Annotated in this window: 18 protein-coding genes; 5 read left to right on the top strand and 13 right to left on the bottom strand. The window is 65.4% G+C overall.

Features of this window, described 5'->3' with window-relative positions; genetic code table 11:
• Positions 1–31 precede the first annotated feature (31 nt).
• The 10 genes from HY699_21710 to HY699_21665 form a co-directional block, all read right to left on the bottom strand.
• Positions 32–1,162, bottom strand: coding sequence for an acyl-CoA/acyl-ACP dehydrogenase (locus HY699_21710; protein ID MBI4518427.1), 1,131 nt, complete (start codon positions 1,160–1,162; stop codon positions 32–34).
• Entirely contained in the window at positions 1,159–1,587 is a 429-nt protein-coding gene (locus HY699_21705; GenBank protein MBI4518426.1) for a Zn-ribbon domain-containing OB-fold protein, read from the bottom strand. Before HY699_21705 ends, HY699_21710 begins: the two co-directional genes overlap by 4 nt.
• Before the next feature lie 10 nt (positions 1,588–1,597).
• Positions 1,598–2,767: a transporter gene (locus HY699_21700; GenBank protein MBI4518425.1), complete on the bottom strand. Its 1,170-nt coding sequence runs from the start codon at positions 2,765–2,767 to the stop codon at positions 1,598–1,600.
• Positions 2,768–2,827: 60 nt separating this feature from the next.
• Positions 2,828–3,595 (bottom strand): enoyl-CoA hydratase/isomerase family protein, encoded by a 768-nt coding sequence (locus HY699_21695; GenBank protein ID MBI4518424.1) that lies wholly within the window; start codon positions 3,593–3,595, stop codon positions 2,828–2,830.
• 27 nt (positions 3,596–3,622) lie between these two features.
• Positions 3,623–4,057, bottom strand: coding sequence for an OB-fold domain-containing protein (locus HY699_21690; protein MBI4518423.1), 435 nt, complete (start codon positions 4,055–4,057; stop codon positions 3,623–3,625).
• A gap of 5 nt (positions 4,058–4,062) precedes the next feature.
• Complete coding sequence (locus HY699_21685) at positions 4,063–5,253, bottom strand: lipid-transfer protein (protein MBI4518422.1); 1,191 nt, start codon at positions 5,251–5,253, stop codon at positions 4,063–4,065.
• 16 nt (positions 5,254–5,269) lie between these two features.
• Complete coding sequence (locus tag HY699_21680) at positions 5,270–5,698, bottom strand: hypothetical protein (protein MBI4518421.1); 429 nt, start codon at positions 5,696–5,698, stop codon at positions 5,270–5,272.
• Positions 5,699–5,714: 16 nt separating this feature from the next.
• Entirely contained in the window at positions 5,715–6,326 is a 612-nt protein-coding gene (locus HY699_21675) for a MaoC family dehydratase N-terminal domain-containing protein (GenBank protein ID MBI4518420.1), read from the bottom strand.
• A gap of 28 nt (positions 6,327–6,354) precedes the next feature.
• A complete protein-coding gene (locus tag HY699_21670; protein MBI4518419.1) occupies positions 6,355–6,858 on the bottom strand; it encodes a MaoC family dehydratase N-terminal domain-containing protein in 504 nt (167 codons plus the stop codon).
• Between the two features lie 165 nt (positions 6,859–7,023).
• Entirely contained in the window at positions 7,024–8,211 is a 1,188-nt protein-coding gene (locus tag HY699_21665; protein MBI4518418.1) for an acyl-CoA dehydrogenase family protein, read from the bottom strand.
• A gap of 215 nt (positions 8,212–8,426) precedes the next feature.
• Between HY699_21665 and HY699_21660 the strand changes: the two genes are divergently transcribed.
• Entirely contained in the window at positions 8,427–9,098 is a 672-nt protein-coding gene (locus tag HY699_21660) for a TetR/AcrR family transcriptional regulator (protein MBI4518417.1), read from the top strand.
• An 80-nt stretch (positions 9,099–9,178) separates the two neighbouring features.
• Here HY699_21660 and HY699_21655 read toward each other — a convergent pair whose 3' ends face one another.
• On the bottom strand, positions 9,179–10,513 hold the full coding sequence (locus HY699_21655) for an FAD-dependent oxidoreductase (protein MBI4518416.1): 1,335 nt from the start codon (positions 10,511–10,513) through the stop codon (positions 9,179–9,181).
• A gap of 185 nt (positions 10,514–10,698) precedes the next feature.
• Here HY699_21655 and HY699_21650 point away from each other — a divergent pair, with 185 nt between their 5' ends.
• Entirely contained in the window at positions 10,699–12,735 is a 2,037-nt protein-coding gene (locus HY699_21650; GenBank protein MBI4518415.1) for a hypothetical protein, read from the top strand.
• 20 nt (positions 12,736–12,755) lie between these two features.
• Here HY699_21650 and HY699_21645 read toward each other — a convergent pair whose 3' ends face one another.
• Entirely contained in the window at positions 12,756–13,808 is a 1,053-nt protein-coding gene (locus tag HY699_21645; GenBank protein MBI4518414.1) for an acyl-CoA/acyl-ACP dehydrogenase, read from the bottom strand.
• 12 nt (positions 13,809–13,820) lie between these two features.
• On the bottom strand, positions 13,821–14,993 hold the full coding sequence (locus tag HY699_21640) for an acyl-CoA dehydrogenase family protein (protein ID MBI4518413.1): 1,173 nt from the start codon (positions 14,991–14,993) through the stop codon (positions 13,821–13,823).
• An 88-nt stretch (positions 14,994–15,081) separates the two neighbouring features.
• Between HY699_21640 and HY699_21635 the strand changes: the two genes are divergently transcribed.
• From HY699_21635 to HY699_21625, 3 genes are all read left to right on the top strand, one after another.
• Positions 15,082–17,235, top strand: a complete 2,154-nt coding sequence (locus HY699_21635) for a thioredoxin domain-containing protein (GenBank protein MBI4518412.1) — start codon at positions 15,082–15,084, stop codon at positions 17,233–17,235.
• Between the two features lie 54 nt (positions 17,236–17,289).
• Complete coding sequence (locus HY699_21630; GenBank protein ID MBI4518411.1) at positions 17,290–18,294, top strand: LOG family protein; 1,005 nt, start codon at positions 17,290–17,292, stop codon at positions 18,292–18,294.
• Between the two features lie 651 nt (positions 18,295–18,945).
• On the top strand, positions 18,946–19,737 hold the full coding sequence (locus HY699_21625) for a trypsin-like peptidase domain-containing protein (GenBank protein MBI4518410.1): 792 nt from the start codon (positions 18,946–18,948) through the stop codon (positions 19,735–19,737).
• Positions 19,738–19,973: the final 236 nt, after the last annotated feature.

Raw genomic sequence — 19,973 nt, 5'->3', positions numbered from 1 at the left:
TGCAGGCGGACCTCGCCGGTAGGGTGCCCCGTCACAGCCCGACGTGTCTTTCGAGCGCTTGCAGGTGGACCGGGCTGGCGCCGAAGCGTAGCTCCAGGGCTTTCGCGCGCCGATAGTAGAACTGTAGGTCGTAGGCCATATCGACGCCGACGCCGCCATGGAGTTGCTGGGCTAGGAAGGAGACGCGCTGGCAGGCGTCGCAGGTGAACGCCATGGCGACGGCAAGCTCGCGCGCGGCGGACAGGCCGCGGCTCAGGCGAGCAATCGCCTGATAGGAACTCCAGCGCGCCCCTTGCACGTCGGTGAACATGTTCGCCAGGTGATGTTGCACCGCTTGGAAGCTGCCGAGCGGGCGAGCGAATTGCACCCGCTCCTTGGTGTACTGCGCGGTGATGTCCAGCTCGTGCTGGGCATTGCCCACCATCTCGGCACACTGAACCGCGGCAGCCTGTGCCAGCACGGGCTGAAGCAGCGCGAAGCCGTCGTTCAGCGGACCCACGATCCGGTCTACCGCGACCGGTACGCCCTCGAGATCGACCTGAAACTGCTTGTCCGGCGCAATCGTCTTGAGCGGGCGACAGCGGACCCCGGCGGCCTTGGCGTTCACCATGAAGAGGGAAAGCCCGGCTTCGTCTCCTGCCGCTCCCGCCGTTCTCGCCACCACGAGTATTTCACCGGCAACCGTGGCGTAAGGGACAAACAGTTTTGTGCCGCGCAACACGTAACCATCGCCCCCCGGCTGCGCCGAGACCGACACGAAGCGAAGGTCGTGGGACACCTCGCGCTCGGCGATTGCCAGGGTCAGGATCAGCTCCCCCGTTGCGACCTGGGGCAACAGCGATTGCTGCTGTGCTTTCGTTCCGCCGGCTACGAGCGCCAGCGTTGCCATGACGGTGCCAAACAGCGGGCTGTCGTAGGCGGCGCGGCCGATCTCCTCGAAGAGCACGGCGAGATCGAGCAGGCCCAAACCGACGCCGCCGTACTGCTCGGGAACGATGATGCCGGTCCATCCGAGCGCGGCCATCTGCCGCCACAGTTGCGGTGAATGGCCGGTGTCGCTGGCCTCGATCTGTCGGACCACCGACTTGTCGCATTCGGCGGCGAGGAAATTCCGCGCCGTCGTTTGCAGCATCTGCTGCTGCTCGTCGAGTTCGAAGTTCACGATTTGACCTTCCTGAATTTCGGCAGAGTGACCTCGGGGGTCACGGCGTCGAACACCACTTCGACCGCCATGTCCCTCCTGATCTCGTCCGGAGCTACGTCGACGAGCCAGGTCACCATACGCACGCCTTCCGCCAACTCGACGACAACCGGGGCGTAGGGGGTATCGTTACTGAAGCCAGGATGCATCGGCCGGCGCACCACGGTCCAGGTGAAAACCTTACCGCGGCCGCTCGACCTGGCCCACTCCCACTGCCACGAACCGCACGCCGCGCACATCGCGCGGGGCACGTGCCGCCACTTGCCGCACTGGCTGCAGCGCTGGAAGCGCAGCTCGCCGTTCTTGCAGTGGTTGTAGAACTCCTGCGCCATGCCCTGCAGCAACGGCAAGGGCTTGTCGTAGGTGGTGTCGGATTGTTGTGTCATCGCAACCCCCTCAGTTCCTCAGAATGACGATGCTGCCATCGCCAAAGTCACCGAAACCGGTCACCAACCCCAGCTTGGCGTTCTTCACCTGGCGTTCGCCCGCGTCACAGCGCAACTGCTTCACGGCCTCGACGAAGTGGTTCATGCCGAGCACGTGGGCTTCCGACAGTAAACCACCGTGGGTGTTGACCGGCAATTGTCCGCCCAGTTCGATCCGGCCGCCGGTGACGAACGGCCCGCCCTCGCCGCGTTTGCAGAAGCCCATCTCCTCGAGCTGCTGGATCACCTGGAAGGTGAAGGGATCGTAGATCTCGGCGAAGTCGATGTCCTCGGGGGTGATTCCGGCCATGGCAAACGCGCGCGGCGCGGCCGAGGTATGCCCGAGATTGAACATGTGCTCGCGGGTCACGATGTCGTCGGCCGGGAACGGTTGGCCTTGGGCGAACCCGGTGATGTAGACCGGCTTGCGCTTCAGGTCGCACGCCCGCTCGACGGTGGTGACGACGAAAGCACAGGCGCCGTCCGCTTCCAGCGAGCAGTCCAGCAGCCGGAACGGATCCGAGATCAGCGGCGAGGCCAGGTAATCCTCCATCGTCATGGGCTTACCGCGCATGAGGGCGGCGGGATTGAGTTGCGCGTGCTTGCGGCAGGCAACGGCGACCGCGCCCAAGTGCTCCGGCTTGGTGCCGAACTCGTCCATGTGCAGGCGCGCCATGTACGAGAACCACTGCACCGGCGCGGTCAGGCCGTACGGGAAGTAGAAGTCACGCGCCGTTACTCCGCCCGACATCACGGTCGGGTCGGCGGTCACCACTTCGCGCACCCGCCGGCCGGCATAGCCGTACCAGCCGCCCGGAATCAGCGCGTAAGTGCAAACGCCGGCGTTGACCGCCATCGCCGCCGTGGCAATGGAAGCTCCGGGTGCGGCCCCGCCGACGTGCAACGTCGCCTGATAGCGCAGGTCCTGGATGCCCAGATGCACGGCGAAGTCCTCGGCGATGTTGAGGCTGGCAAACGGCAAGATACCGTCGATCTGTTTGTTGCTCAGACCGGCGTCGGCGATCGCCGCCTCGCAAGCCTTCAGTTGAATGGTGAGGTTGGTCCCATCCGTCTGCTTAGCGCGCGTGTACGGGGTCTGTCCGATGCCGACGATGCAGGTCTGGTCTTTCAGAGCAGTCATCCCTCTTCCCTTCTCGGTTGCCCGCTCCCGGCGGTGAAGCTATCCGCCCGCGGGTGCGGGCTAACGTCCCTTGAAGTTGGGTTTGCGCCGCTCCATGTACGAGCGCGGCCCTTCTTGGGCGTCCTCGGAGTTGCGCACCCGCTGGAACAGGGCGTTTTCGAGCACGTAGGCGGGCTCGTGATTCCACTGGCGCACGGCGATCTCCTTGGCCGTACGCACCGCCAGTGGACCATTCTCACAAATGATCTCGGCCAGCTCCATCGCCGTCGGCAGCACCTGGTCCACCGTCGGCACCAACCGGTTCACCATCCCGACCTCGTACGCGCGCCGGGCGCTGATGGGCCGGCCGGTCAGCAGCACCTCCATCGCGATCCACCACGGCAGGTAGCGCGGAAAGCGCACGTGCGAACCGCCGGCCGCGATCATGCCCCAGCGCACTTCACCGAGGGCGAAGCTGGCGTTCTCCGAGGCTACGCAGAGATCGGTCCCCTGAATCAACTCGAGGGTGGCAAAGCCGTTGACCGCGGCGATGATCGGCTTGAAGATGTCGTGGAAGACCCGCTTGGTCGGATCCTCATTGACCTTGAACTTGCCGGAGGTGACCGCGGGGATCATGGTGTCCAGGTCACCGCCGGCGCACCACGCCTTTTCACCGGTGCTCGCCAGGATGGCGACGTAGAGGTTGTCATCCTTGTCGAAGTCACCGAAGGCATCGTAGAAGGCATCGATCATTTCCGGGGTGAAGCAGTTGCGCTTCTCCGCCCGGTTCCACGTCATGACGGCGATGTGGCCCTTCTTCTCGTATAAGAAGTGCGGCGATGTTCTCATGGTTCGCTCCTTATCTTGGCAACCGACTCAAGCGGTTCGCTTCTTGAAGATCGGGATCGGCTGCTTCGGCGTCACGTCGAAGAAGTCCAGCTCGACCGGCATGCCGATGTAAAGTTCCTCCGGCTTGGTATCGAGCATGTTGGCCACCATGCGCACCGGCTTCTCGTCGTCCATCTCGACCAGCACGACCTCGAAGGGCACGACGTAGAGCGGGTTCACCTCGCGGGTGAAGGTGACGTAGCTGTAGATCTTGCCCTTGCCGGTCGACTTCTCCCAGCGCAGATCGAAGCTCTTGCACTTGTGGCACATCGGCCGCGGTGGGTGCAGCCACTCGCGGCACTGGCCGCAGCGCTGGAAGACCAGCTCGCGCCGCTTGACCGCTTCCCAAAACCCCTCCTCGAACGACTCGGCGACGGGCTCGAAGAAGTACTTCACGTATCGTCGGTTCAGTTGCAACGCCATGGCGACTACTTTCCTTTCGTCAGGATGAGCGCGCTCGTCGGCACGCCGAGGCCGCCGGTAACCAGGACGCGCTGGGCGCCCTTGATCTGCGTCGTGGACGTGCCGCGAATCTGCCGCACGCCCTCGGCTATGCCGTTCATGCCGTGGATGTACGACTCGGAGAGCATGCCACCGGCGGTGTTGATCGGTAGCTGTCCGGTGGGGCGAATGCGGTCACCGCCTTCGCAGAACGGCCCGCCCTCGCCCTTCTTCACGAAACCGAGCGCCTCCATTTGCATCGGTACCAGCGAGGTAAAGGCGTCGTAGAGCTGCGCTACCTGGATATCGCTCGGCTTCATGTCGGCCATGCGGAACATGTCTTTGCCGGCCTCTTCCATTTCCGGAATGCCGATCTCCGGCCGATAGAAGCTGGTCATGCAGTACGAGTCCCACCCCGTCGCCGTGCCGACGCCGGCGATGTAGGCCGGCTTCTGCTTGAGGTCCTTCGCCCGGTCCGCGGTGGTGACGATCAGCGCCACGCAGCCGTCGTTTTCCAGGCACGTGTCATGAAGCGTGAATGGATCGCACAGCATGGGTGATCCAAGATACTCCTGCATGCTCAGCGGGCGCCCGTAGAACATCGCTCGCGGGTTCTTGAGCGCGTTCTCCCTGCTGACGATGGCCACGGCGCCGAGCTGCTCGCGGGTGGCGCCGGTTTCGTGCATCCAGCGCCGGGTGAACATGGCCACCCACGAGGTCGGGCTCTGGAAGCCGTAGGGCATGGTCATGCTCCAGTGCGAGTCGATGGGAATGTTGGCCGGCCGGCCGTAGCGCATCATGCCGCTGGCGGCGCGGATGGCGCGGAAGCAGAGCACGTAGTTCGCCAGCCCCAGCGTGACCGCGGCGGCGGCATGCATGATGGTGGCGCAGCAGGCGCCGCCGCCCCAGGGGGCTTCGACGAAGTAGCGCAGGTTGGGAATTCCCAGGCAGCGGGCGACGTCGGACTCGGTGGCAAATTCGATCGCGGTCGCGCCGGCGGTGCCGAAGCGGACGCAGCCGTCGATCTGCTCGCTTTGGATTCCCGCATCGGCGCACGCGCCCATGGCCGCGTCAACCGCGAGGTGGATCTCGCTGCGGCCGGCGTTGCGGGTGAACTCGGTCGAGCCGATGCCGACGATGCAGGCCTTGTTCTTCAGAGTGATCTTTGCTCGGGCCATCGAACCGGCCTCCCGCTCAGCCCTTTGCCGGCAGCGCGATGATGGCCGCGCCGGTGACGTGCGGGCCGAGCTGATTTTCGCCGGCGACGGTCACTTCGACCAGGTTCAAGCCGCCATCCTTGTACTTCTTCGTCACCTTGCCGTTCATGCGCAGCTTGTCGCCGGGAAAGTTGGGCACGGCGAGGCTGATGCTGAGCTTCTTCAGTTCGCCGTCGGGCCCGGTCCAGTTGCCGAGGTAGGTGCCCACCAGTCCGTTGGTGGTCAGGATGTTCATGAAGATGTCCGGCGCGCCTTTCTCCTGCGCGAACTTCGGATCGTGATGCACCGGCATGAAGTCGTGCGACGCCCAGATTGCGCCCGAGATGATCAGCGTCGAATCGACGTCCCGCGACTGCTCGGGCAGCTCCTGCCCTTCCTTCACGTCTTCCCAATACAGCTTCGCCATGATGTCTCCTTTGCTGTTAGCCCTGGTAGAGCCGTCTGGTATCCAACGGCGGCCGATACTTCAGCACCCGGAAGCTCGCCACGCAGACTTCCTCATCTCGTTGATTGATGAAGGTGTAGATCAGATCAACGTAGCGTCCCACGCCCATGCGGGTGTAGTGGTCGTAGCGCGAGACGTTGCCGACGGTGATGCGGGAGCGGATGGTGTCGCCCGGGCGCACGGGCCGCAGGTATTCCTGCGTTTGCGCGGTGGCGACAACGCCGTGGTAGCCCATCGCGTCGATGATGCCGAAGAGCTGGTTGTGCGGGTCTTCTTTGAACGGCGGGTCGTTGCGCACGAAGCGATTGAGCGCTTCCGGCATCGGGTCGAGCGACCACGTCTGCACCATCTGCGGCGGCGCGATGATGCCGCCGTACTTGCTCTGCTTGGCGTAAGCCTCGTCGGTATACAGCGGGTTGGCGTCCTGCATCACCTCGCACCAGTGGCGGATGTCCGACTCGCTGACCTGGTCGTGGCCCTCGTGCCACTCGGAGCTGGCGCCGACGAAGCGTTCGATGCGCGAGTAGTCGAACGCCACCTCCGCGGGCGACGAGAACGGCCGAATGTCGCCTGTGTTTGCACTGCTCATACTGGCTGAACCTCCTTCGCCGGCTGCGTCAACTTGGTAGTTCCAGGCTGCGGAACTTGAACACCGTGTATGTCTGCGTGCTGACCACCTGGCCGCGGCCGTCACGGATTGCGTAGTGCAAATCGACCAGGTAGCCCTTGCCCATCTTGGTGGCCTCCTCGCCCTGGGAGAGTCCGGCCACCTTGACCGTGAAACTCAAGCGGTCGCCGATGCGGATGGGCTGCTGGAACTCCTGTTCGAGTTTGACGCCGGCGGTGCCTTTGTAGCCCGCCTCGTCGAGCATCCGCAGCAGCTTCTCGTGCGGTTCGCTCGCCTCCGAGGGGGGCCACAGCGGCGGCTGCGACCACACCATCGTCATCGCCGGTGGCGCGGTCTTGGCTCCCTGTTTGATCTTCTCGGCGTAGTCGGGGTCGGCATCACCGATCACTTCGCACCAGTGCCGGATGTCGGATTTGGTGACCCGGTCGAGCGCTGGGATGGCGCCGGACTCAGCCCCCACGAGCTTGGCTGCTTCGGATTGATTGAAACTCATCACTAGTCTCCTCCTTCTTGCTGCAGACTGCGCTTCTCACAGGAGGACTCACCACCGAGGCACAGAGATGATCAGTCATGCAGAACAAGTGTACGGCGCGCGTCATGCTGAAATCCCCGACTCGGTTCTCTGTGGTCTCTGTGCCTCGGTGGTGAACATCTCCTCCTAACGCGAGCGCGGCATTCCTAGGCCCATGATGGCCACGACATCCCGCAGCACTTCGTTGGCGCCGCCGCCGAAGGTCAGCAGCATCTTCGCGAGATACTCGCGCTCGAGCTTGCCGCCGAGCGGTGCCAACTCGTTGCCCGGTTCCAGCTGGCCGAATGATCCCATCACTTGCATGCCCAAACCGTGGATGCGCTGGAACAGCTCGGAGCCGAAGATCTTGACCATCGAGGCCTCGGCGAACGGCACAATGCCCTGCGCGATCAGCCACGCCACGCGGTAGTTCATGAGCTTGAGCACCTCGGTGTCGCGCGCCATCTCGGCCAGCCGGGTGCGCACCCACGGCACGTCGGCCAGCCGCACCCCATCGAGCGTAGTCTGCTTGACCCAGCGGATCATCTCGCCGACCAGCCGCCCAGCCCGCGAATGCGGCACCAGCGTGATGCGCTCCATCGCCAGCTGCGTGTTGATGTAGTACCAGCCGGCGTTCTCCTCGCCGATGAGGCAGTCCTTCGGCACGCGCATGTCGTCGTAGTACGTGATGTTGGAGCGGAACCCGCCCATGATCTTGATCGGGTCGAAGCGGAAGCCGGGGCTCTTGGTGTCGATCATGAAGATCGAGATCCCCTTGTGCTTCTTGGCCGTCGGGTCCGTGCGCGCGGCGAGCCAGATGTAGTCACAGAAGTCGGCTAGCGTGGTGAACACCTTCTGGCCGTTGATCACGTACGAATCGCCGTCGCGGACGGCCGTGGTGCGGAGCGAGGCGAGATCGCTGCCGGCGCCGGGCTCGGTGTAGCCGATGCCGATGTTCAATCGGCCCTTCAGAATCGGCGGCAGGAAGCGCTCCTTCTGCTGCGCCGTGCCGACCTGCATGATCGTCGGCCCAACGGTGTTGAGCGCCAGCATCGGAATCGGCAGCGCGTGGTACCCGGACACGGCATCGAAGAAGATGTACTGCTCGATCGGCCCCTTGCCCTGACCGCCGTACTGCGTGGGCCAGCCGAGTCCGAGCCAGCCATCGTCGCCGAGCCGGCGCAAACACTTCGTGTACTCCGGCGCGTTGTCGGGGCCGCCGCCCTCAGGCTTCTCGTGCAGCTCCGCCAGCAGCGCGGGGGTCACCAGGGCGTCGAGATACGCATAGATCTCCCGCTGGAGCCGCTCTTGCTCGGGCGTCAGCTCGAAATCCATGGGTCACGTCTCGTCGCCGGTTGCAATTATCTATGATTGGAACTGCCGGGCGCTGAGCTAGCAACAATCAGCGGACCCGTCAACCCGCGCCGTGGCACCCTGTGGCACCCTCCGCGGCGCGCGCGTTGCGTCTGGACGTCACGCGCTCGATTTGCAATCATCTCGAATTGCTTCTCCGGCAAAGGCTCAAAGAGATGGCTCGCACGGTATCGGCAATGACTTCGAAGGCAACGCGCAGGGCGAAGGGGACGCGGGGGCGCGGCACGCAGGCGGAGCGCAGCGACGACACTCGCGAGCGGGTAATCACGGCCGCCGTCGACTGCATCGCCGAGTCCGGCTACAAGCACGCCAGCGTCACCCGCATCGCGGAGCGTTCGGGGGTGTCTTGGGGCGGCATCCAGCATCACTTCGGCACCAAGGACGCCATCATCCAGGCGGTACTCGATCACGCGCTCGACGAGTTTCTGCTCGACAGCCGGCGCATCTCGCCTACCGCCGACACGCTGGAGAACCGCGTCAAGGTGCTGGTCGAAGGCGCGTGGCGGCTGGTGAACCGCCCCGGGTTCCGGGCCTTCTTCGAGATCATGCTCAGTCACCGCTACGAGCCGCCGCGGCGCAACCCGGCGCGGCGCTACCGGGCGCGGGTGTGGAACGTGATCATCGCCGCCTGGGATCATCTCTTCGGTCACTTGCAGCTGTCGCAAGAGCAGGTGGAGCTGGCGCGGCGCGTGACGTTCACCACGCTCGGCGGCATGGTGGTCGAGTCGATCATGCGCACCGACGCGCCCGACTTCGACGGACCGCTGGCGGTGTTGCAGGACAATCTGCTGCGGCTGCTGCGCGCCCCGAAGTCCACTTCCCGCGCAAGATCCTTCATGGGCTCATGATACTCCAACCTCGAGGGCGCTCGCGAGGATGGCCGGGCGAACTTGCCGAATCGCGGAGTACGGTTACGGCCGATGAAGCCTCACTGTAGCAGATGCCGCTCGAAGACTCGGTCCTCGAGCCGCAGGTAACCGCGTACGGCTTGGCTGACCACGAAGCGCAGCGGCTCGGGCGGCCACGGGATCAGGCGGCGATTGACGAACCAAACGTCACTGAGCTCGGTCTTCTTCTCCAGCACCAGGTCGGCCAGAGTCCAGCCGTTGAGGTGCGTGAGCGAGACGCCGTGCCCGATACAGCCGAGGCTGTAGAGCGCGCGCTGATCACCCAAGAAGCCCATCGCCGGCACCATCCGCAGCGGCACGGAGACCGGACCGCCCCAGCGGTGCGTGAACTGCACGCCCTTGAGCCCCGGGAACATGCGCACGACATCTTGCTCCAATTCGGCGAAGGTCTGGGCGTTGAGGTCGTGATCCATGTTGCGCCCATAGGCCAAGGTGACGTCGCGCCCTCCCATGGCCAAGCGATTGTCGGCGGTGAGCCGGAAGTAGTGCACCAAGTTGCGCGCGTCCTCCAAGCCTTGGCGGTTCTTCCAGCCGATGTCGGCTCGCTGCTCCGGGGTGAGCGGGGCGGTGACCACCATGTGGGTGAATACCGGCACCTGCTTGGAGCGCAACTCGGGGATCAGATGCGAGTAGGCGTTGGTCGCGAACACGATCTTGTCGGCCGTGACCTGGCCCCCGGGGGTGGTGAGCGTGAACTGGGCGGCACGGGTGATACCGGTGACCGGTGTGTGTTCATACACCGCCGCCCCGAATTGCTGCGCGACTCGTTTCAGCTCGCGCACTTGTTTGGCCGGGTTCATCAGCCCGCAGCGCGGCTCCCACCACGCTCCTAGAAATCCCGGCGAATTCACCTCGGCGCGCACGCGCTCTGCCTCCCACCATTCGATGCCGCGAATACCCATGTCGGAGAGAATCTTGAGATCGCGCTGGATGCGCTTGACGTGCGCCGGCGTGGTGGCCGTGCGGAGAAAGCCGGGAAACCAGTAGTCCGATTGGATGTGGTGCTCTTTGACCAGCGTATTGACGTAGTCGACGGCGCGCTCCATGTAGCGGTGCGCTTCAATGGTGCGCTGTTGGCCGAAGAGCAATTTGGTGATCGCGGGTTCGAGCCCGAACAGCGTCATGGAAAATCCGCCGTTGCGGCCGCTGGCGCCGTAGCCGATGATCTCGCCCTCGAGCACGGCCACCGCCATGCCCGGGTTGTCCTTGCGCAAGTGGTACGCCGTCGACAAGCCGGTGAACCCACCGCCGATGATCGCGACGTCCACCTTGATGTCACCCTGCACTGCAGGATTGGGTACATAAGGGCCGTAGGTGGCGAGCCAAAAGGACTTGTCGCTGTGCTCGGAGTTCATGCCGGCCTCCCCTGCGCTTTGCGCTCGAACCGGGCGGATTGTACCCGCGTGCCCGCGCTCAGGCGAGCCTCAATAACTCCGCGCGGATACTGGGGAATGCAAAGTCGTCGCCCCGTGACCGGATCGTGCGCAGCAACTTTGCCGGTGAGGCCACGTTTGAAGTGCACAGCTGAGGAGTGGCTGCAATGCTGCCGAAAAACCGAGGGCATGTCCCGATTCGTAACTGGCGCCGGTGGCCTGTGCTGGCGCTGGCGGCGCTAACGGTGCTCAGTGGTAGGCCCGCCGCGGCGGCCGATGGCGACGAAGGGCGAACTCCGCCGCGTGTCAGCTTGATCGAGGGACCAGTCTCCTTTTGGCGTCCGGGCTTGGACAATTGGGAGGCTGCCCGCCTCAACACGCCGCTGGCACCGGGCGATCTGCTCTACAGCGGCGCCGGGGCTCGTTTCGAGCTGCAGATCGGGCCGCGCGCCTTTGTGCGCGCCGGCTCCGACACCGAATTGGGCCTGGAGAATCAGGAACCGGGTTTCCTGCAATTGACGGTCACCGCCGGGCGTGCGGCGCTCGACATCCGCCGGCTGGCTCGCGGCCACAGCGTGGAGCTGAGCACGCCGCACGCGGCGTTCACCATTGAGCGAGCTGCTTACTATCGGATCGAAGTCGCGCAGGAAACCACCACGTTCATCGCCCGGCGCGGCGGTCACGCGGTGGCCACGGCGGCGGGCGGCCAGCCCCTCGATATCGAGTCCGGCGAGCAGTTGGTGATCGACGCCACCGATGGCAGTCGCCTAGCCAAGTCAAAGGCCCCCGACCTCGACGCCTGGGACTTCTGGAACTACGACCGCACCGCGCAAGTGCTCAGCGCCGCCAGCGAGCGCTACGTGCCCGCTGACATGTACGGCCTCGATGACCTCGACCGCCACGGCCGTTGGCGCATTGTGCCGCCCTACGGGCGGGTCTGGGTGCCGGCAGTTGTGGCTGCGGGTTGGGTGCCATACAGCGCCGGTCACTGGTTGTGGGACCCGTACTACGGTTGGACCTGGGTAGATGACGCGCCTTGGGGTTGGGCGCCGTTCCATTACGGCCGCTGGGTGTATGCCGGCAGCTACTGGGCGTGGGCGCCGGGTCCGATTGCGGTCGCCGTGACGCCGATCTACGCCCCGGCGCTGGTGGCGTTCCTGACGCCGGGGATTCACGTCAGCGTCGGCTGGGTTGCACTCGGCTGGGGCGAGCCGCTGATTCCGTGGTGGGGGCCACCGGCTTTCATCGGCGCGCCGTGGTGGGGTGGGTGGTGCGGGCCGCGCGTGGTTAACCGGGTGGTGGTGCACAACACAACGGTTGTGAACGTGAACGAGATCCACACTTACAGCAACACCCACGTGCGCGACGCGGTTGTAGCCGTGCGCCGCGAGGCCTTCAACCGAGCCGTGACGCCGGCGCAGTACGAGCGCGTGGAGGCTCACCGGCTGGCGCCGCTGCGCGCAGCGCTGCCGATCAAGCCGGTGCTGACCGAACTCAAACAACCCGCCGGCCACCGGCTGCGGCCCGTTGTCGAGGCGCGCTCTGCGCGCGAGCGCTTGCAGGCGCGGCATGAGCACAAGCCGGGCCGCTTGCCGAGCACGTCGTCGCCGGCTTTGGCGAAGCCTCAAAGCGGCCTCGAACGGACGCAGGAGTCACTGCGCCAGCGCTCGAGCCCGGCTGAGAAACCGAAGCCGCTGACGCGGAGCGACCCTGCGCCCCCTGCCGCTGAGCGCAAGAGCGCACCTCCTCCGCCAGCCATGGCGCACCAGCGCGAGCGGCTGCGCCAGCAGTCGGAACACCTCCGGCCGCCTCACGCTGGCGCGGAGAGCCGTAAGATCGAGACGGCTTCCCCACCAGCCAACGAGCCGCCCCCGCGGCCGGCGCGCGCCCCGGCGGAGCCGCGTGCGCGCTTCGAACGCTTGCAGCAACGGCATCGGCCGGCACTGCCAGCTGCGGAGGAACCGCGCAAGATCATCCGGCCCGAAAAGCCGGACCGCTCCGGCGAGAAGGTGGAACCCCGCTCGGTCACCCGGAGTGAAGAGCGCCGGGGGCTGGTGGAGCAGTTGCGCGAGCGGCGGGAAGCGCTGCCGCACGTTGAACGCGCCCCGCGGGTTGAGGCGGCGCCCAACTTCGAGCGGCCGCAGAATCAGCAGGGCAAAGTCGAGTCCCTCGGCCGCGGCCGCCGGCCGCGCTTCGGGGAATGAACTCCGAGCCGAGCTTTCGCTCAGAAACCAGCCGCCGCCAGGGCGTGCTCGAGCTGTACCTCGGTCGAACCGTAGTGCTGCTCCAATGTCTTGGCGCGCTTGAAATAGAAGTGCAGATCCAGCTCCCAGGTGAAACCGATGCCGCCGTGCATCTGGATGGCCTCGCCGCAGACCAGCCGCGAGGCATCGCCGGCGTAAGCCTTGGCGCTGGCGCAAGCCAAGGCGGTGTCAGCGTCGCCGGTGTCGAAGCACCAGGCGGCGCGGTACGCCGCCGAGCGCGTTGACTCGGTCCGCAGCAGCATCTCCGACAAGCGATGCTGCAACGCCTGGAACGAGCCAATCGGCCGGTTGAAGGTGCGGCGGGTTTGGACGTAGTCAATGGTGATCTCCAGCGCTCGGCTCATGATGCCAAGCAGAGTGGCGCTGGCCCCGATGGCGGCAAGCTGATCGGCGCGATCGAGCAGACTGGCGGCGCCGATCTTCTCAGCCGCGTGGTCAAGCGTCACCTTGCCGAAGCGCTGCGCTAGATCGATGGTCGGCAGCGGCGCGACCGTGAACGGCCGCTGCACCAGCCAAATCACCGCCGGGGTCGTCACCAGCAGTGCATCCGCTTGTGCCGCGAACGGCACGAAGTACTTCGTGCCGCGCACCCGCCCGGCTTCGCATCGGGCGGGCCTGCCCGGGTTACCGGCGAACGCGGCGTCATCGCGGGCTATGGTCACGAGCTTCTTGCCCGAGCTGATATCCGCGAGCAGGGCCTCCTGCCCGCCGGCGGCGTTGAGCACGGCGCCGGTCAGGACGGCGTCGAGATACGGGCCGGGCATACACGCGCGGCCGACTTCTTCGAGCACGATGGCCAGCTCGATGGCGCCAAGGCCTTGGCCGCCAACGCTCGGCGGCAGCATCAGGCCAAGGTAGCCCATCTCCGCTAGGCGCTGCCATTCGGAGGATTCATAGCCGTCGGGGTTGTCCTCCATCACCTTACGCGAGCGTTCGAGTGGACACTCGCTGGTGAGGAAGTCGCGCGTCGATTGGCGCAACAGCGCTTGGTCTTCAGAGAGGTCGAACTTCATGACAAACCCCGTTCATGCTTGCGGCAGGTTGAGGACGCGCTTGGCCAGGATGTTACGTTGGATCTCGGAGGAGCCGGAGTAGATCGTGCCGGCGCGCGCCCAGAGGTATTCGCGCGACCAGTCAACGTCGGCACGCGCCTCGTCGCACGAGCGCAGCAGCTGGCCGCCGGCCCCGAGCAGATCGAGGGCGGTTTCGCGGAAGCGCTTGTCGAACTCGCTCCAGAAGAGCTTCTCGATCGACGACTCGGGTCCGGGTTTCTTGCCGTCGGCGAGGTTGGCAAGGTTACGCACGCCGTTGGCGCGCATGACCTCGTTCTCGACCAGGATGCGCGCCAGCTTCTCGCGCGCCGCGCCGTCAGTGCGACCGCTCTCCTTGCAAGCCTCGGCCAGCAACCGCACGTCGCGCCCGTACCGCGCCGCCAGCGCCAGCGACATGGCACCGCGCTCGTACCCCAACACGGTCATGGCGATCTTCCAACCCTCGCCCATCTTACCGACGAGGTTGTCGCGCGGCACCCGTGCGTCTTCAAAGAATACTTCGCCGAACTCGCTCTCGCCGGTAATCTGGCGCAGCCGGCGCACGGTCACACCGGGAGTGTCGAGTTTGCACAACACGAACGAGATGCCGCCGTGGCGGTCCTTGGGATCGGTGCGGCAGAGCACGAAGATCCAGTCGGCCCAGGGGCCGAAGGTGGTCCAGATCTTCTGGCCGTTGAGCACGAAGGCGTCGCCATCGATCGTGGCACTGGTGCGCAGCGCAGCCAGGTCGCTGCCCGCCCCGGGCTCGCTGAAGCCCTGGCACCAGATTTCGTCACCCGCCAGCATCGGCGGGATGAAGCGCCGCCGCTGGGCCTCGCTGCCGTGGTGTATCAGCGCCGGGCCGAGCAGGCCGATGCCGAGCCCGTTCAAGATCAGTGGCGCATCGGCTTCGGCGAGTTCCTCTTCGAGGATGGATTTCTCCACCTCGGTGGCGCCGCGGCCGCCCCACTCAGTCGGCCAGTCCATGCCGAGATAACCGGCCTGATAAAGCGTGCGCTGCCATTTGCGCCGCAGCTCCATCAGACTGTCCTCGCTGTGCTTGGGGTCGCGCAGCTCGTCGCGCCAGGGCCGGGCGACATTGGCGCCGAGCCAAGCCCGCACCTCGTCGCGAAACTTCCGGTGCTGTTCTGTGAGTCGTAAGTCCATAGCTACTCCTCGGCCACACCTGTAGGAGGGTGCTCGGCCTAAATCAACCGGGGCAACCGCGGCACCTGCACCCCGGCACTCATGACCGATGACGGCTTGCAAGCTGACAAGCGTGTCCAGCAGCGGCGGTGCCCCCATTGACCCACCGCCGGCCGCAGGTGATGCTGCCACTACACAACAGGAGGTCCGCGTGGCGGAGCACACTAATCGGCTGGCGCACGAGTCGAGCCCGTATCTGCGCCAACACGCCCATAACCCGGTGGACTGGTATCCGTGGGGCGCCGAGGCGCTGGCGCGCGCACGGGCCGAAAACAAACCGATCTTGCTCAGCGTCGGCTACTCCGCCTGCCACTGGTGCCACGTGATGGAGCGCGAGTCATTCGAGGACGAAACCACCGCCGGCTTGATGAACGAACACTTCGTCAACATCAAGGTGGACCGCGAGGAGCGCCCCGACGTGGACCACATCTACATGAACGCCGTCCAGCTGCTCACCGGCCGCGGTGGTTGGCCGATGACCTTGTTTCTCACCCCGGACGGCAAGCCCTTCTACGGCGGCACCTACTTCCCGCCCGACGATCGTCATGGCCTGCTGTGCTTTCGGCGGCTGCTGTTGGCGGTGGCCAAAGCGTATCGCGAGCAACCCGAGGAGTTGCAGAAGACCGTCGGCCAGCTGCTGGCGGCGTTACAGGGCTTGGAGAACATGCCGCCGGCGGGCCAAGCCGTGGACGCTGGCCTGGTCGCCCGTGCGGCGGCAGCCTTTGGACAGGCCTACGATCAGACCAACGGCGGCATCGGTGGTGCGCCGAAGTTCCCCAACGAGGCGGTGCTGGAGCTGTTCTTACGAACCCAGCGCGCCACCGGCCAAGCGCGCTACCTCGAAATGGCGCTGCACTCGTTGCGGCGGATGGCCGCCGGCGGCATCTACGATCAGCTCGGCGGCGGGTTCCATCGTTATGCCGTCGACGAGCGCTGGCTGGTGCCGCACTTCGAGAAGATGCTCTACGACAACGCGCAGCTGGTCCCGCTCTATCTCGCCGCCTTCCAGCTGACCGGCGATGACTTTTTCGCCGAGATTGCGCGCCAGACGCTTGATTACGTGACTAATGAAATGCGTGATCCGGCCGGCGGCTTCTACTCCAGCCAGGACGCTGACAGTGAGGGCGAAGAGGGCAAGTTCTTCGTGTGGGACGCCGCCGAGGTGCACGCTCTCGTGGGCGATGCCGACGCTGAGCTGGTGTGCCGCCATTGGGGCATTACCGCGGACGGCAACTTCGAGGGCCGTAACATTTTGCACGTCAGCCTCGAAGTCGAACCTCTGGCCAAACTCTTTGGCCGCGAGGTGACGGCGGTGCGCCAGATCCTGGCCCACGCCCGCGAGCGGCTGCTGGCCGCCCGCGCCCTGCGCCCCAAGCCCGGCCGCGATGAAAAGATCCTGACGGCCTGGAACGGGCTGATGATCAGCGCCTTCGCCAAAGCCGGCGAGGTGCTGGGTGATGCCCGCTATCGCCGGACCGCGACCGCTGCGGTCGCCTTTGTCGAGCGCGTGCTCCAGCGCGGTGACCGCCTGTTGAGCACCTGCAAGGACGGCGTCGCGCGACTCAACGGCCACCTCGACGACTACGCCGGCTTCGTCGCTGCACTGCTCGACGTGTTCGAGGCCACGCAGGAAAGCTCTTACCTCGAGCGCGCGCTGCCCTTGACCGACTCGATGATCGCGCACTTCTGGGATCAGGAGGGCGGCGGGTTCTTCTTCACCAGCGACGATCACGAGGCGCTGATAGTGCGCAGCAAGCCGCTCTTCGACGGCTCGCTGCCCTCGGGCAATTCCGTCGCCGCCCGCAACCTCTTGCGCCTGTACCATTACAGCGAGCGCGGCGACTATCTCGAAAAGGCCGAAGCGTTGCTGCGGACATTGGCGGGCGCGATGAACGAGCGGCCCTTCGCCTTCGCCAACCTGCTGTGCGCCGTGGATTTCTACGTCCAGCAGCCCCACGAAGTAGTCATCGTTGCGCCTTCGGGCGTAGCGGGGGCCGGCGAGCTGCTAGCGGGTGTCCGGCGGGCATACCTCCCCAATCGAACACTGCGCGTTGTTGACAGCACCGATCACGGCCAGCTGCCGGAGCCGTTGCGGGGGAAGACGGTGCTGGCCGGCAAGCCCACCGCCTACGTCTGCCGCAACCGGACCTGCTCCGCGCCGGTCACCGAGTGGGCCGCGCTGGAGCGCTTGCTGCATCCCTAGTCGGCGGGGCGGTCAGGCGCGGCCGGTGTCGCGCTGATCTGCTACAATCGCGTCATGCCAGTAGAGCCCGCAAGCAAGACCACAGCGGCGCAGCCGGCCAATCACCGGCAGCGCTACGTCGAGGCCATCGCCGCCACCGCGCAGCAATTGCTCGCCGACGGCGCCACCATCGGTGATCTCAAGATCGCCACCACGACTATCAAGGAGATGCGCGACGCCTTCCGCATGTTCGCGCCCTATCGCGGGGTGCGCAAGGTCAGCACCTTCGGTTCGGCCCGCACCCAGGCCGGCGATCCCACCTTCCGCTTGGCGGAGGCGTTCGCGCGCCAGATTGCCGACGCCGGCTTCATGGTGATCACCGGCGCCGGCGGCGGCATCATGGAGGCCTGCCAGCGCGGGGCCGGCCGCCAGCGCAGCTTCGGCGTCAACATTCGCCTGCCGTTCGAGCAGGAGCCCAATCCGTCGATCCGTGGCGACACCAAGCTGATGGAGTTCAAGTACTTCTTCACCCGCAAGCTGTTCTTCCTCAAGGAAGCCCACGCGGTGGTGCTGTTCCCGGGCGGCTTCGGCACCCACGATGAGGGTTTCGAAACCCTGACGCTGCTGCAAACGGGCAAGAACCAACCCCTGCCGCTGGTGTTGCTCGATCGCCCGCGGGGTACGTACTGGAAGACCTGGCAGCGCTACGTCGAAGAGCACATCCTGCGGCGCGGCATGATCTCACGGGATGACCTCGCGCTCTACCTGGTCACCGACAACGTCGCCGCGGCCGTCGACGAAATCACCAACTTCTATCGCGTGTACCACTCGTCACGCTATGTGAAGGACATGCTGGTAATCCGCCTGAACCGGCCCCTGCCCGAGTCCTTCGTGTCGCAGCTCAACAGGGAGTTTTCCGACATCGTTACCAGCGGGGCAGTCGCGCAGCGCGCCGCCTTTCCGGTCGAACGCAACCAGCCCGAAATCTGGCAGCTGCCGCGGCTGGCGCTGCCGTTTACCCGCACCCGCTTCGGTCGGCTGCGCCAGCTGATCGACCGGATCAACCAAGCGCCGGAGTAAGTGCCCTGCGGCAAGAGCATTGCGACGAACGAGGTCTCTCCCTACGCTACTGGAAGCAGCTGCTGGGGAAACCCTAAAGTACGTCCCCTGTTTCGGCCGTCCCGACGCTGCCCAAAGCCTGGCAACCAGAGACAACGACACGTCATGATCACCCGCGGCTTCCGCGACCCACCGACTCCCTGCGTCTTCACGATCGCGCCGCGACCGGTGCGCCGTCGTGCGCCCGCATGCGCCCCTGCGCCGCTCCGCGCGCCTCATTCCATCGCGAGCGGGTCCGCCCGCAGCGTTCGTCACCCCAGGTGTGCTTCCGATGTCGCCTCTCTGCGCCCGATCGCCCCCGCCTTCGAGCACCCCGCGCGCTTGCCATCGAACACCTAATCGCCTTACAGTCCCCATAACACGTGGGGAGCACCGTCGGTGATCAGCGGTTCAGTTCAACGGGGCCTGCCTGCCGAAGCCGCGGCGCAGGCAGGCCTTTCCGCCATCCGGCGGCAACCACCACAGCATCTCGCGCAACCCCGTGTCGCGCCGGATGACGGAAAAACCCTTTTACGTTCGGCTGCAGGGAGGCCCGCCATGACTGCCGCGCCAGGTTATGAGGCACCTGACGGTCGGGGCGAGTAGACAGTCGGTGGTAAGAGAGGAGTTGCAATGTCGAGAGCCGTGCCCGTGCGTCCCCTCGGTTACGCCATTACCTTTCCGATCTTCCTCGTCACGCAAGGTGAGGGTGGCAAATTTGTGCGGAGTGGAGACGTCGTCGGCACTGCGTTCGCAGTGCACGACGCGTTCATGATTACGGCCGGGCACGTAGCCAAAGAAATCGGAGCCGCAGGCGCTAGGTTTGGCGTCGTTGGCCTCGCGGACCCATTCACCGGAGATTTCAAGGGTGCACGAATCGTCGACTCCGAGGTCCTACCGTGCGACGTAGCCATCATCCAGGTTGAGTTCGATCTCCCAGATTCCGCGTCTTGGTTTCAAAGACCCAAGTGGCGGCAAGCAGCCCTGAAGCCTTTCGATTTGGTCCGGGCCCTGGGGTTTCCATACGCAATGCGCCGCATTTTCGGTAGGTCGGTACCAGTTCAGCGGGGCTTTCAAGGGCATGTTGTCAGCCATCTCCAAGACTTCAAGCCGATGGGCTGGGATGATCCCGGATTCCCAATCTACGAGGTGTCATTTGCGGCGCCTCGCGGTCTCTCCGGCGCACCCCTCCTCAACAGTGATGGGGAGGTGTCGGGCATCGTCATCGGAAACACGGAGACCAAGATGCTTGTGTTTGAATCAGAGGAAACCATGACAGAACCTACCGGCATGACGAGGGTGGAGCGTTACGAAGCGCTTCGTCTTGGGATTGCCGTCGATGCCAAGTTCGTATTGGGTGCGCAATCGAGGCTGCTTCAGGCGTCGATTGATGTTGCCTTGCGGACGAGGGACCTACTCGTATGACCTGCAATTGGCGACGTACCTGCCTCGATCCAAATCTCGGGAACGCGATGATGAATCGGGGACGTGGGGCCGAGTTGCCCGAGTTGACTCGGCACCGTGCGCGCCGAACACCTATAAGGCCTCCGTTGTCAAGAAGACGCGGCGGTAGCGCCACGGGGGCGGGGGGCGCTCGCGGGAAGCAGACGCGGCGGGCACGCTGAGGAGGGTGAGCTGACTTCGTTTCACAGCGGGTGCAG

The sequence above is a fragment of the Deltaproteobacteria bacterium genome (assembly GCA_016210005.1).
Taxonomy (GTDB): Bacteria; Desulfobacterota; Binatia; order HRBIN30; family JACQVA1; genus JACQVA1.
Note: the sequence above shows the minus strand (reverse complement) of the source record. Positions and strands in the feature narration are given on the sequence as shown.